This is a genomic window from Enterobacter sp. DTU_2021_1002640_1_SI_PRY_ASU_LCPMC_013, from assembly GCF_032389435.1.
GTDB classification, from domain to species: domain Bacteria; phylum Pseudomonadota; class Gammaproteobacteria; order Enterobacterales; family Enterobacteriaceae; genus Enterobacter; species Enterobacter hormaechei_C.
In genome coordinates, this window is sequence record NZ_CP135594.1 from 3428097 (window position 1) to 3441919 (window position 13823).

At 56.7% G+C, this 13823-nt stretch carries 13 protein-coding genes; 3 read left to right on the forward strand and 10 right to left on the reverse strand.

Features of this window, described 5'->3' with window-relative positions; all coding sequences use genetic code 11:
• Positions 1-141 precede the first annotated feature (141 nt).
• A complete protein-coding gene (gene mnmC, locus RS584_RS16380; protein ID WP_315748344.1) occupies positions 142-2139 on the forward strand; it encodes a bifunctional tRNA (5-methylaminomethyl-2-thiouridine)(34)-methyltransferase MnmD/FAD-dependent 5-carboxymethylaminomethyl-2-thiouridine(34) oxidoreductase MnmC in 1998 nt (665 codons plus the stop codon).
• Between the two features lie 58 nt (positions 2140-2197).
• Here mnmC and RS584_RS16385 read toward each other — a convergent pair whose 3' ends face one another.
• From RS584_RS16385 to prmB, 6 genes are read right to left on the reverse strand one after another with little or no spacing between them, the layout of a single operon-like run.
• Positions 2198-2476 (reverse strand): YfcL family protein, encoded by a 279-nt coding sequence (locus RS584_RS16385; protein ID WP_017383451.1) that lies wholly within the window; start codon positions 2474-2476, stop codon positions 2198-2200.
• Between the two features lie 13 nt (positions 2477-2489).
• Complete coding sequence (locus RS584_RS16390; RefSeq protein ID WP_003861390.1) at positions 2490-3035, reverse strand: elongation factor P hydroxylase; 546 nt, start codon at positions 3033-3035, stop codon at positions 2490-2492.
• Positions 3035-3844, reverse strand: a complete 810-nt coding sequence (locus tag RS584_RS16395; RefSeq protein ID WP_003861386.1) for a sulfite exporter TauE/SafE family protein — start codon at positions 3842-3844, stop codon at positions 3035-3037. The genes RS584_RS16390 and RS584_RS16395 overlap by 1 nt, the downstream gene beginning before the upstream one ends.
• Complete coding sequence (gene mepA / locus RS584_RS16400; RefSeq protein WP_315748345.1) at positions 3844-4668, reverse strand: penicillin-insensitive murein endopeptidase; 825 nt, start codon at positions 4666-4668, stop codon at positions 3844-3846. Before mepA ends, RS584_RS16395 begins: the two co-directional genes overlap by 1 nt.
• A 2-nt stretch (positions 4669-4670) precedes the next feature.
• Positions 4671-5756: a chorismate synthase gene (gene aroC / locus RS584_RS16405; RefSeq protein WP_015572247.1), complete on the reverse strand. Its 1086-nt coding sequence runs from the start codon at positions 5754-5756 to the stop codon at positions 4671-4673.
• A 60-nt stretch (positions 5757-5816) separates the two neighbouring features.
• Positions 5817-6749: a 50S ribosomal protein L3 N(5)-glutamine methyltransferase gene (gene prmB, locus RS584_RS16410; protein ID WP_003861381.1), complete on the reverse strand. Its 933-nt coding sequence runs from the start codon at positions 6747-6749 to the stop codon at positions 5817-5819.
• Between the two features lie 145 nt (positions 6750-6894).
• Here prmB and smrB point away from each other — a divergent pair, with 145 nt between their 5' ends.
• A complete protein-coding gene (smrB, locus tag RS584_RS16415; protein WP_015572246.1) occupies positions 6895-7446 on the forward strand; it encodes an endonuclease SmrB in 552 nt (183 codons plus the stop codon).
• A 46-nt stretch (positions 7447-7492) separates the two neighbouring features.
• Here the strand turns inward: smrB and sixA are convergent, their stop codons facing one another.
• The 4 genes from sixA to RS584_RS16435 form a co-directional block, all read right to left on the reverse strand.
• A complete protein-coding gene (gene sixA / locus RS584_RS16420) occupies positions 7493-7978 on the reverse strand; it encodes a phosphohistidine phosphatase SixA (RefSeq protein ID WP_003861375.1) in 486 nt (161 codons plus the stop codon).
• Between the two features lie 209 nt (positions 7979-8187).
• On the reverse strand, positions 8188-10335 hold the full coding sequence (gene fadJ / locus RS584_RS16425) for a fatty acid oxidation complex subunit alpha FadJ (protein WP_023295098.1): 2148 nt from the start codon (positions 10333-10335) through the stop codon (positions 8188-8190).
• On the reverse strand, positions 10335-11645 hold the full coding sequence (fadI, locus tag RS584_RS16430; RefSeq protein ID WP_193042327.1) for an acetyl-CoA C-acyltransferase FadI: 1311 nt from the start codon (positions 11643-11645) through the stop codon (positions 10335-10337). Before fadI ends, fadJ begins: the two co-directional genes overlap by 1 nt.
• Positions 11646-11873: 228 nt before the next feature.
• Positions 11874-12158, reverse strand: coding sequence for a YfcZ/YiiS family protein (locus RS584_RS16435; RefSeq protein ID WP_017383455.1), 285 nt, complete (start codon positions 12156-12158; stop codon positions 11874-11876).
• Positions 12159-12530: 372 nt separating this feature from the next.
• Between RS584_RS16435 and fadL the strand changes: the two genes are divergently transcribed.
• The gene (gene fadL, locus RS584_RS16440; RefSeq protein ID WP_032102746.1) at positions 12531-13814 is read left to right on the forward strand and encodes a long-chain fatty acid transporter FadL; all 1284 of its coding nucleotides are present in this window, start codon (positions 12531-12533) and stop codon (positions 13812-13814) included.
• Positions 13815-13823: the final 9 nt, after the last annotated feature.

Genomic DNA, 13823 nt, shown 5'->3' on the forward strand with positions numbered 1-13823 from the left:
CGCACTATAAAAAGTTTCGAGTCGCACAATAGCGTACACTTGTACGCCGAACAAGTCCGATCAGCCATTTTCTGTGGAAATTTGCACCGATGGGCTCACATCGCTAAGATCGTGCCACTGCCTGTCGGACGAGTAACTTACGTGAAACAAAACGCCATACAACCTGCCAACCTCGAATTCAACGCTGAGGGTACACCTGTTTCCCGAGATTTTGATGACGTCTACTTTTCTAATGATAACGGACTGGAAGAGACGCGCTATGTCTTCCTCGAAGGAAATCATCTCAGCACCCGCTTCCCTGAGCATCCGCGCAGCCTGTTTGTCGTAGCGGAGAGCGGTTTCGGCACCGGGCTGAATTTTCTGACCCTCTGGCAGGCGTTCGACCAGTTTCGCGCTGCACACCCCGAGGCTACCTTACAAAGATTACATTTCATCAGTTTCGAAAAATTTCCGCTTACCGCGCACGATCTGCGGCTTGCCCATCAGCGCTGGCCGGAGCTTATCCACTGGGCGGAACAGCTTCAGGCCCAGTGGCCTCCGGCTATCGGTGGCTGTCATCGTCTGATTCTGGACGACGGACGCGTCACGCTCGACCTGTGGCTTGGCGACATTAATGACCTGACCGATAAGCTTGATGACTCAATGAATCAGAAGGTGGACGCCTGGTTCCTGGACGGTTTTGCGCCCGCCAAAAACCCGGACATGTGGAGCCCGCACCTGTTCAGCGCCATGGCACGTCTGGCACGCCCGGGCGCGACGCTTGCCACCTTCACCTCGGCGGGCTTTGTCCGACGTGGGTTGCAGGAGGCGGGGTTTACCATGCGGAAAACTAAAGGCTTTGGCCGCAAACGCGACATGCTGGTCGGGGTGATGGAACAGGATCTGGCGATCCCGGCGCAGGCCCCCTGGTTTGCCCGTCGCGCCAGCACCTCGCGTGAGGTCGCCATTGTGGGCGGGGGTATCGCCAGCGCCCTGCTCTCGCTGGCGCTGCTGCACCGTGGCTGGCAGGTGACGCTCTACTGCGCTGACGAGGCGCCGGCGACGGGCGCATCAGGCAACCGTCAGGGCGCGCTTTATCCCTTATTAAGTTCACACGATCCGGCACTGTTCCAGTTCTTCCCGGCGGCGTTTACGTTTGCTCGCCGCCTTTACGATAGCCTGCCGGTTGCGTTCGACCACGACTGGTGCGGCGTGACGCAGCTCGGCTGGGATGAGAAGAGCCAGCAGAAGATCACACAAATGCTGTCGCTGGGGCTGCCGGAGGACATCGCCCATGCAGTGACGGCACAGCTGGTTGCAGAGACCACTGGCGTCGACACCGGCTGCGGCGGTATTCAGTATCCACTCGGCGGCTGGCTGTGTCCGGCTGAACTGTCTTCTGCGGCGATAGCCCTCGGGCAGTCGCGTGGGTTGACAGTGCATTATGCCCATAAGGTTCAATCGCTAAGCCGCACTGCGCACTGGAAACTGCGTTTCGCTGACGGCAAAGAGGCCCAGCATGCCAGCGTTGTGCTGGCCAACGGGCATCATATCAGCCAGTTTACCCAGACAGCATCATTGCCGGTTTATCCAGTTGGCGGCCAGGTGAGCCATATCCCAACCACCCCCCAACTGAGCAAGCTGCGTCAGGTGCTGTGTTACGACGGCTACCTGACGCCGCAAAATCCGTCCAACGGCCATCACTGCATCGGTGCCAGCTACCATCGCGGTGAAACAGATATGCAGTACAGCGAAGCGGATCAGCAGCAAAACCGCCAGCGCCTGCTCGACTGTTTCCCGGATGCGTCGTGGGCAAAAGAGGTGAATGTCGGTGAGGGTCAGGCGCGCTGCGGCGTACGCTGCGCGACCCGCGATCACCTGCCGATGGCGGGAAACGTGCCGGACTATGACGCCACGCTTGAAGTCTATCAGGATCTTGCAGACAACAAAGAAACGGCGGTAAGCGCGCCCGTTCATCCCGAGCTGTTTATGCTGGGTGGCTTAGGCTCGCGGGGATTATGCTCCGCGCCGCTGCTGGCTGAAGCGTTAGCCGCGCAAATGAGCGACGAGCCGGTTCCGCTGGACAGGGTTACGCTCGCGGGGCTGAATCCAAACCGACTGTGGGTGCGGAAATTGCTGAAGGGGAAAATGGTCAAGTAGGGTGCGGTCTGGTGCCCTCACCCCGGCCCTCTCCCTGTGGGAGAGGGCGGTGATACACTTACTTCGCTTTCGCCTGCTGGAACAAATTGTCCCACATGCCCAGCACTAAAGACTGGTCGCGCGGAGAGAGTTCCCCGGCCAGAATGGCTTTTTCCAGGCTGCGAGTGACTTCCGCGTGAACGGCGTCGGCAGAGTGATCGTCCCCGGCTTCCAGCGCGGCTACCGCCAGCGTCAGGTGACCACGCAGATAACCGCTGGCGAACAGCTCATCATCACTGGCGTGTTCCACCATGTCATCAATTAACGCCAGAATGCGTGATTCAAATTCTGCGATCATCTTCTTTCCTCTGTTAAAGATCTTCCGGCCACGGGAAGCATTCCGCCGTGATCTCCGGCGTGTGGTAATAATTTTGTAAAGCCTCGATCAGGCGTGCCGGACGTGCCGGGATGCCTTTCTCAAGATATTCCATCACCTGCGCATGAACGCGGCGCTGGAAGACGATACGGTCTGGCTCGAAGTCGCCTTCGAGGTTGTCACAACTTACGTTGAACGGGAAACCCGCCGCTACGCAGAACAGCCATTCCAGCGCCTGAGGTTTCACCTCCACATCTTCGAACTGCCCCTGGGTGGCGGCGTCGCGCCCGTCCGGGCAGTACCAGTAACCAAAGTCCACCAGCTCGCGACGCGCTTTCCCGGCGATACACCAGTGCGAAATTTCGTGCAAACCGCTGGCGTAAAAGCCATGGGCAAAGATGATGCGGTTATACGGAACCTCGTCATCAGCAGGAAGATAGATCGGTTCGTCGTCGCCTTTAATCAGACGGGTATTAAAATCATCAGCGAAACAGCTATCGAAGATCTCAATCAGCTGTTCGTAGTTATGCGTACTGTTCATTAGTTCATCCCCAACCAGGTGAGGATCTCCTGTCCATGGCTGTCATAAAGAAGTTTGGCGCTCATCACCGCCGAGACGACAACAATCATCGGGCGGATCAGCTTTTGTCCTTTGCTTAATACCAGACGCGAGCCTGCGCGCGCGCCCAAAAACTGCCCTGCCATCATCACAAATCCGGTTGCCCAGATAACCTTGCCGCCAATGATAAACAGCAGCAGACCGCCAACGTTGGAGGTCGCGTTGAGGACTTTGGCGTGGGCGGTGGATTTGGCGAGGTTGAACCCGGCCAGCGTCACGAATGCCAGCGCATAAAACGAACCTGCCCCCGGGCCAAAGAAGCCATCGTAAAAACCGACGCAGCCACCGGCAATCAGCGCAAACGGCAGGCCGTGAAGACGACGCTGTCGATCTTCTTCCCCGAGCTTTGGCATCAGCAGGAAATAGAGGCCGATACAGATAACCAGCAGCGGCAGGATCTGGCGCAGAATGTCGGACTGTACGTGCTGGACCAGCAGCGCACCCGCCGTTGAGCCAATAAACGTCATCAGGATATTGAGCTTCTGATCGGCGAGATTCACCACTTTGCGCCGGATGAAATAGAGCGACGAGGAGAGCGAACCGCCGCATGCCTGGAGTTTGTTGGTGGCAAGCGCCTGGGCAGGGCTCATGCCTGCCGCCAGCAGCGCCGGAACGGTGAGCAACCCGCCGCCGCCCGCCAGGGCATCGATAAATCCGGCTAACATCGCAACAAAAAAGAGCACCGCCAGCAGCAGCGGTGACACCATGAACAGATCGACGAAATTATCCATTAAAGTACATGCTCATCCAGTAGCGCCTGGCAGGAAGGCGGCAACGGAGGCGGTGTCTTCTTCTCAGGCTTAGAGGTTCCAGGCTTGGCCGGTTCAAACCAGCTTTGCAGTTCGTAACCACAACCATCGCCAGGCGGTGGCAGCGGCTGATCTTCACATTCCAGGCTGTTCGCCGGACAGCGCAGGCGAACATGCATATGCGCCCGGTGCTGGAACCACGGGCGCACTTTACGCAACCAGTCGCGATCCGTTCCCGCATCCAGGCAAAGCTGCCGCTTGATGGCCGGATTAACAAAGATCCGCGTGACGTCGTTATCCTCTGCCGCCAGCTTAATCATGCTGGAAATTTCCGGCGACCAGCGCGAGGCGACGACCCGTTTACCGTCGGCCGAGACCAGATCCAGCGCCTGCGGTTTCAGCAGTTGCGCTGAGCTCCAGCGTGTTTTCGGCAATTGCAGGAAAATATCCACATCCAGTCCGGTCTGGTGGCTGGCGTGACCGCCGTTGAAGCGACCACCGGCAGGCATCCCCATATCGCCAATCAGCATCGTCCCCAGCCCCAGGTTATGCACCTGGTTACCAAGACGCTGAATAAACAGCAGCAGGTCAGGATGGCCGAAATAACGGCGCTGATCGGTACGCATCACCTGATAAGTGTCCGACTGCAACGGCAGCGCCTGCGCACCGACGATACACCCGTTGGAGAAAGCGCCAATGGACTGCGCGCTCCCCGCTACCGGGTGGGTGATTTTCTGCCACGGCGTAGCGGCCAGGCTTGCTCCACTGGCCAGCAGCGCCAGCAGAGCGATTGCGGTTTTTTTCATAGTTACCAGCGTGGAATGGTGGTCGTCACATCCGCATTCTGCGCGCGCTGGCGCAGGAAGTGATCCATCAGCACGATCGCCAGCATCGCTTCTGCGATCGGCACCGCGCGGATCCCCACGCACGGATCGTGACGCCCTTTGGTGATCATCTCAACTTCATCGCCAGCGCGGTTAATCGTGTGGCCCGGGACGGTAATGCTGGACGTTGGCTTCAGCGCGATATTGGCAATAATTTGCTGCCCACTGCTGATGCCGCCCAGAATGCCGCCCGCATGGTTACTCTGGAAACCCGCCTTCGTGATTTCGTCGCGGTTCTGGCTGCCGCGAAGCTTGACCACGTCAAAACCGTCGCCGATTTCGACGCCTTTCACCGCGTTGATGCTCATCAGCGCGTGGGCGATATCGGCGTCAAGGCGGTCAAATACCGGCTCGCCCCAGCCAGCCGGCACGCCGTCGGCCACCACGGTGACTTTCGCACCAATGGAGTCGCCCTCTTTTTTCAGGCCACGCATCAGCTCATCCAGCGCGTCCAGCTTGTCGGCATCGGCGCAGAAGAACGGGTTGAGCTCTACCTGATCCCAGTCTTTGATTGCCAGCGGAATGTCGCCCATCTGGGACAGACAGCCGCGGATAACGATGCCGAATTTCTGCTGGAGATATTTTTTGGCAATTGCCCCTGCCGCCACGCGCATCGCGGTTTCACGCGCGGAAGAACGCCCGCCGCCGCGATAGTCGCGAAAGCCATATTTTTGTTCGTAGGTATAGTCGGCGTGACCAGGACGGAAAACGTCCTTAATCGCGCCGTAGTCCTGAGAACGCTGATCGGTGTTTTCAATCAGCAGACCAATGCTGGTTCCTGTGGTACGGCCTTCAAATACGCCGGAGAGAATTTTGACCTGGTCCGGCTCGCGACGCTGCGTGGTGTAGCGAGAGGTACCCGGACGACGACGGTCAAGGTCATGCTGTAAATCGGCTTCGGTCAGTTCGATGCCTGGCGGGACGCCATCAACGATACAACCCAGTGCCAGACCGTGCGACTCGCCAAAGGTGGTCACACGGAATACCTGTCCAATACTGTTTCCTGCCATCACGGCTCCGATGTTGTTGTTTGTGTTTGAGCGTTGTGAAACGGGCCGAAGCCCGCTGGATTAATCTTTGTAAATGCTGAAGTATTCGCGTGCATCAAGCAGCTGCGCTTTGGTCAGCATAAAGACGCCGTCACCGCCGTTGTCGAACTCAAGCCAGGTGAACGGCACATCCGGGTACTGCTCTATCAGATGTACCATGCTGTTGCCCACTTCACAAATCAGAACGCCGTCGTCGGTCAGGTAATCCGGCGCGCACGCCAGGATGCGGCGGGTCAGCTTCAGCCCGTCAGAGCCTGACGCCAGGCCCAGCTCCGGCTCGTGACGGTACTCGTTCGGCAGGTCGGACATATCTTCTGCATCCACGTACGGCGGATTGGTGACGATCAGGTCGTATTGCAGCGTCGGCAGGTCGCGGAACAGGTCAGAGCGGATAGGCGTGACGTGATGAATCAGCCCGTGCTCTTCAATGTTGTGTTCGGTGACGGCCAGCGCGTCGGTGGAGATATCGACGGCGTCCACTTCCGCTTCCGGGAAGGCGTACGCGCAGGCAATGGCGATGCAGCCGCTGCCGGTGCACATATCAAGAATGTGCTGCGGCTGATGGTTAATCAGGCCGTCAAAATGGTTGTTGATCAGCTCGCCAATCGGCGAACGCGGCACCAGCACGCGCTCATCAACGTAGAATTCGTGGCCGCAGAACCAGGCTTTGTTGGTCAGGTAAGCAACCGGAATGCGCTCGTTCACGCGACGGATCACGCGCTCAACGATGCGGTGTTTTTCACTGGAGGTCAGGCGCGCGGTGCGCATGTCTTCCGGAATATCCAGCGGCAGGTAGAGAGACGGCAGCACCAGCTGCACGGCCTCATCCCATGGGTTATCCGTACCGTGGCCGTACCAGATATTGGCGGCGCTGAAGCGGCTAACCGACCAGCGCAACATGTCCTGTATGGTATGCAGCTCGTTTACTGCTTCATCGACAAAAATTTTATCCACTCTTTCCTCCAGGGCATGCTCGCATAATTTTCGGCGGCTAGTTTGCCATGAAGACGGCGATAAATCAGCAATGACGCGTACCGCTTGAGGTTAAAAAATGCGTTTAGTCGGGTACACTATCGGAAATACGAGATGAGAATGACGAATGAAAAAGAAAACATCGCTCAGCGAGGAGGATCAGGCTCTCTTCCGCCAGCTGATGACCGGGACGCGTCAAATCACGCACGACACCATTGTCCATCGCCCGCAGCGTAAAAAAGTCAGCGAGGTACCGGTCAAACGGTTGCTCCAGGAGCAGGCCGATAACAGCCACTATTTTTCAGATGAGTTTCAGCCGCTGCTAAATACCCAGGGTGCGGTGAAATACGTGCGCGAAGACGTCAGCCATTTTGAACTGAAAAAATTACGCCGGGGAGATTACTCGCCGGAGCTGTTCCTCGATCTGCATGGGTTGACCCAGATGCAGGCGAAACAGGAGCTGGGGGCGTTGATCGCGGCATGTCGTCGCGAGCATGTTTTTTGCGCCTGCGTGATGCACGGCCACGGCAAACATATTCTTAAGCAACAGACACCGCTGTGGCTGGCTCAGCATCCACACGTGATGGCTTTTCATCAGGCGCCAAAAGAGTACGGCGGAGATGCCGCATTGCTGGTATTGATTGAGGTGGAGGAGTGGCAGCCGCCAGAATTGCCCTGACAGGATGGCGGGAGGCACGCTGCACCCCGCCATATCGCACGTCACGTCAGATGGCTTTTGCCATCTTCAGGTTGCACGGACTCATTTGCCAGTTAAAGACCCCTTTGCCGGTTTCGTCGAGGGTGACGTTGGCAATGGCGGACGTTGTGAACATCGGTGGCGTTTCGCCCGGGCACAGCTCAGATACCAGATAGCCGACCAGCGGCAGGTGGGAAATGACCAGTGCGGAAGCGACACCTTCATTGCACAGCGCCTGAAGGTAAGCACTGACAAGGCCAACATCGCCACACGGCGTGAGTTCAGGGAGAACATCCACACTGGATGGCAGGTTCATACACTCCCCTACCACATCCAGCGTCTGTTCTGCCCGCAGGAACGGACTCACCAGAACGCGTTCAATGTCCACTTTTTGACCTTTAAGCCATGTCGCCATCTGACGGGATTCGTCGCAGCCACAGACGGTTAAAGGACGTACTGAGTCACTGGCGGCATCGAGTGCCGCGTCGCCGTGACGCATGATAAAAACTTGCATATTGCACCGCTTTTGTTAACCAGAATCACCGGCGTTAACTACCCGCGATTAATGCTCTGAGGTAGAAAACCCGATGGCCGGGCATTGTGCCTGATCCATTCGGTGAATGAAACGCTGTTTTTTACCTCAATGGCGTAAGTATAGTCAATCTCTGTTTACAATTTCGCCAGAACAGGTTCCATCACCTCAGGATTTACCCTTCTTTGACTTCAGTTTACGCAATCAGTTTCCCTTGCGGGCCAGAATGTCTGACCCCGTTCCGCCATCTGCAATAATTCGTCACAAGGTGTAAACCGTGGACCATATTGCGAGGCCAGACGTTGCAGGATCGCAACCACTTCACCCGCCCCGAGGGTATCCATATACCGGAACGGACCGCCAAGGAATGGCGGAAAACCGATACCAAACACGGCGCCGATGTCGCCGTCGCGCGCGCTTTTGATCACCTGCTCACCAAAGCAGCGCGCCGCTTCATTGAGCATCATCATCACGCAGCGCTCAGCACACTGAACCGCCGACAGTTTTCCCTGACCCGTGACAGGAATAAGCGCATAAACCGAAGGGTCGACCTGTTTCTTGCTTTTACGCCCTTTCGCGGCGTAAAGATAGAAACCACGTTCATTTTTTCTGCCTTTGCGATCGTCCTTCAAAATTGCGGAAACAAAGTTTGCAGGCGGCGCAAAACGATCGCCATAAGCCGCTTCCAGCACTGGGATAATTTTAGTCCCCGTATCAATTCCTACCTCATCCAAAAGTTGGATTGGGCCGACGGGGAATCCAAACTTCACCAGAGCGTCATCGACGTGCTCAATTTTCTCCCCTTCCGTCAGCAACCGCATCGCTTCGTTAATGTAAGGCGCCAGAATGCGGTTGACGTAGAAGCCGGCTTTGTCCGCGACCACAATCGGGGTTTTGCCCTGTTTTTTCGCCAGTTTCACCACGGTGGCAATAGTTTGCGGGCTGGTTGTGGCATGTGGAATAACCTCCACCAGCGGCATTTTTTCGACAGGGCTGAAATAGTGCAGCCCTATCACCTGCTCCGGGCGCACGGCTTTCGCCGCGATGTCGCCGATCGGCAAAGACGAGGTGTTTGACGCGAAAATGGTGTGCGGCGCGCAATGCTGTTCAACGTCCGCCACCATCTGCTGCTTAAGGGCCAGATCTTCGAACACGGCTTCAATCACCAGATCGCGGTGTGCAAACCCACTGTAGTCGGTGGCGCCAGTGATCATCGCGAGGGTTTTATCGCGCTCACTGGCCTTGATATGGCGGCGCTTCACTTTGCGATCAAGGTTCTGCCAGCTGTACTGCAACGCGTGGTTGATACCCTTAGGGTTGATATCTTTGATACGTACGGGCAATTTGCCTTTGCTGGCGGTGACAAATGCGATGCCGCCGCCCATCAGCCCACCACCCAGAACGCCAACGGCGCGCAGCGGAGCCGGTTCAGCTTCACTGCCCGGATCTTTTTTAACCTCCGTGCTGGCAAAGAAAATGCCGCGCAGCGCCTGCGATTGCGGCGTCATCGCCAGCTCGCCAAAGGCTTTCGCTTCCGCGGCATAACCGCTGCTGCTGCCCTGCGATAAACCGGTTTCAATCACCTTCAGAATGCGCGTCGCTGCCGGATAGTTCCCTTTGGTTTTTTGCTCGGTTTTTTTACCCACCATATTGAACAGCAGCGTGCGCCCCAGCGGCCCGGCGAGGATACGCTCGCGCACCGGCAGAGGGCGTTTCGCCTGACGACCTTTCAGCGCCCGCTCAACGGCGGCCTCAAGCAAGATGGCGTGCGGAACGACCTCATCAACCAGACCCGCCTTTAACGCCTGGCGGGCGCGCAGCTGTTTACCGGTTAAAATCATCTCCAGCGCCGTACTGACGCCCACCAGACGCGGCAGGCGCTGCGTGCCACCTGAACCGGGCAGCAATCCAAGCTGTACCTCCGGCAGTCCGAGTACGGTTTTCGCATCGTCGGTACAAATGCGGCTGTGACAGGCCAGCGCCAGCTCAAGCCCACCGCCCAGGCAGGCCCCGTGGATCGCAGCGACAACGGGTATCGACAGCGCATGGATCTCCGCCATTACCTGCTGCCCCTGACGCGCCAGGTCTTCTGCTTCCTGAGCGCTTTTCGCCCGGGCAATCATGTTGATATCGGCCCCGGCAATAAAGTTATCCGGCTTTGCCGAGATAAATACCAGGCCACGTATCGCTTTGTTTTCGCGGATCTGTCTGAGCATCGCACGCACCTGAACGCCGAACTCGGCCTTCAGGGTGTTCATCTTTTCGTCGGGTACATCAATGGTGATAACAGCCACGTTATCAAGGCGAACAGCCAGGTTAAATGCAGATGTCGTTTCCATTATTCAGCCTCCAGAACCATTGCTGCACCCAGGCCGCCCGCCGCACAGGCGGTAACGAGACCAAAACCGCCGCCGCGGCGACGCAGCTCGTGCAAAGTCTGGGTTATCATTCTCGCGCCGGTCGCCGCAAATGGATGGCCGTAGGCGATGGATCCGCCAAGCACGTTAAACTTACTCTGATCCACTTCGCCGGTCGCGTGGGCGCGGCCCAGTACATCGCGCGCGAAGCGCTCGCTTGCCAGCAGCTGAATGTTTGCCAGGGTTTGTGCGGCAAAGGCTTCGTGCATATCGATCAGGGTTAAGTCAGCCAGCGTCAACCCCGCACGCTCCAGCGCCAGCGGCGTGGACCAGGCCGGACCGAGCAGCATGTCCTGCCTGACATCAATGGCGGTAAAGGCGTAGCTACGCAAATAGCCCAGCGGTGTTATGCCAAGCTCTTTCGCCCGGGATTCCGTCATCAGGATCACGGCGGCGGCACCGTCCGTCAGTGGCGTACTGTTGGCCGCCGTAACGGTGCCATGTTTACGATCAAACGCCGGGCGCAGTTTTGCGTAATCCTCCAGCGTCGAGGTGCCACGGATATTGTTATCTTCCACCAGCGGTTCGCGGAAAGGCGGGATGTAAGCCGTCATCACCTCGTCGGCAAGTTTGCCTTCCGACCAGGCCTTCGCAGCGAGCTGATGCGAGCGATGCGCCAGTGCATCCTGCTGTTCGCGGGTAATACCGTAGGTTTTTGCCATCTGCTCGGCAGTGTCGCCCATACGCAGGCCGGTGGAGTATTCAGCAACGGCAGGTGGCACGGGCATGAGGTCGCGCAGACGTAAACGCGAGAAGAGTTTGAGCTTCGCACCGGTGGTCCGGGCTTTGTTGGCATCCACGAGGATGCGGGCCAGCTGTTTGCTAACACCGATGGGCAGCACGGATGAGGAATCCGCGCCGCCGGCGATCCCCGCGCGAATGGTCCCCGCCATCAGGCTTTCCGCCACGTTCGCCACCGCCTGGAAACTGGTGGCGCAGGCGCGGCTGACGCTGTATGCGTCGGTGTGAACATTCATGCCGGTGCCCAGCACGATTTCACGTGCGATATTGGGCGCTTCCGGCATTTGCACCACCTGGCCGAAAACCAGTTGCTCAATAACCTCTGGCGGGATCTCGCTGCGAGCCAGCATCTCCCCCACCACCATTTTTCCCAGTTCGACAGCCGGTATACCGTGAAACGCGGTTGCCTGACGCGCAAACGGCGTACGTAACCCGCTGACAATGGCAATGCGGTCACCGTGTCGGGTGATAAGCGGTAATGCCTGACTCATAACACTCCCCTGTAAAAAAATTTTCCGCACACATTAAGTGGTCTGACCTGATAATAGTCTTAACTATTTTTTTACATTGAGCCAATCGGGGAAGCCAAAAATTGCGAGCTAAGGCACAGAGAAGAAAAAGAAAATGCCCCTGCATGGCAGAGGCATTTGTGAGATTTGTTGCCGGGTTGCGGCGTTGCCTTAACCGGCCTACACGATCGTAGGCCCGTGCAAAAAGTATTAACGCAGGCCCAGCTGGAAGATCAGCGTTTCTGCTTCGCAGGCGAACACAAAGTCGATATCCAGCCGCACGCCGCCTTCCACTTCCGTGAAGGTGGATTTGATTTCACACGGATCGGATTCGACTTCACGCGCGCGCTGGCTCAGCGCGGCCAGCGTCTCTTCCGCTTCAGCGCGGTTAGGGAATACGCGGCTGTAAGAGGCGGTGCAATCGGTGTTGTCCATAATGGTGCCAACATCCATACAGCAGCAAACCGGGGTTTCATCAGCACTGCATTTACTCATAGCTCAATTTCCTCTGTATTCGCGCAGGGCGCGAGATAAACACGATGCGTCTATTTTACGCCCCCGAACGAGCCCCCTCCAGCCGTTAATGGCGCAAAATCGGATAAGTGAGCAATATCACACTAAAAAATGATCTAAAACAAAATTCCCCTTTTCAGAGGAATCGCACTGGTCACAATTTTGCCAACCAGATCTCGTTTCAAGAAACATATCTGAAAATATTAATAAACAAACTTGCAACATCCCAGCTGGTCAGACCTATACTCTCGCCACTGGTCTGATTTGTAAGTCATACCTCAGACCCTACACTTCGCGCTCCTGTTACGGTATGTAACAATTATTGAATAAAAATAACTCAATGAGGTTATGGTCATGAGCCAGAAAACCCTGTTCAAACAAACTGCTTTAGCAGTTGCAGTGGCAATCGTCTCAACGTCCGCCTGGTCAGCGGGCTTCCAGTTAAACGAATTTTCTTCCTCTGGCCTTGGCCGTGCGTATTCCGGGGAAGGTGCGATTGCCGATGACGCAGGCAACGCGAGTCGTAACCCGGCACTGATCATGATGTTTGATCGCCCTACCTTCTCTGCCGGTGCGGTTTACATCGATCCTGATGTCAATATTTCTGGCAAATCTCAGTTCACCGGCGCAGATCTGAAGGCGGATAACATTGCGCCGACCGCGTGGGTGCCTAACCTGCACTTTGTTGCGCCAATCAATGAACAGTTTGGTTGGGGTGCCTCTGTCACCTCTAACTATGGCCTGGCAACGGAATTCAATAACAACTATCCGGCCGGGGAATACGGCGGTAAAACCGACCTGACGACCCTGAACCTCAACCTGAGCGGCGCATATCGTCTGAACGATAACTGGAGCTTTGGTCTGGGCTTTGATGCTGTCTACGCCGATGCAAAAATCGAGCGTTACTCCGGGGAGCAAACTGCTGCGCTGCCAAAAAACAGCAATAAAATTGCCAGCCTGAAAGGTGATGAATGGGGTTACGGCTGGAACGCCGGTATCCTGTATGAACTGGATAAAAACAACCGCTGGGGTCTGACCTATCGCTCAGAAGTGAAAATTGATTTCGATGGCGATTACAAAAGCGGCATCCTGAGCCCAGTCAACGGTATGGTGCCAGGCGCAGGTACCACCATTCCATGGGGTACCTCGAATCAAACCGTACCGGGCTCACTGTCGCTGCATCTGCCAGAAATGTGGGAAGTGTCAGGTTATAACCGCGTTGCGCCGCAGTGGGCAATTCACTACAGCCTCGCGTATACCAGCTGGAGCCAGTTCGAGGAGCTTAAAGCCACCGGCAGCAACGGCCAGACGCTGTTCTATAAAGACGAAAGCTTCCACGATGCTTACCGTATCGCGCTTGGTACGACCTATTATATGGATGACAACTGGACGTTCCGTACCGGCGTGGCATTTGATGACAGCCCGGTACCGGCCGATAAACGTTCTATCTCCATTCCGGATCAGGACCGTTTCTGGGTGAGTGCGGGGGCAACCTACGCGTTCAACGAGAATGCCTCTATCGACGCGGGCGTGTCGTACATGCATGGCCAGAAGGTGACCTTCCAGGAAGGCCCATACGAGTTTACCTCTGAAGGTAAAGCCTGGCTGTTTGGTACCAACTTCAACTACGCGTTCTAATCCCAACAC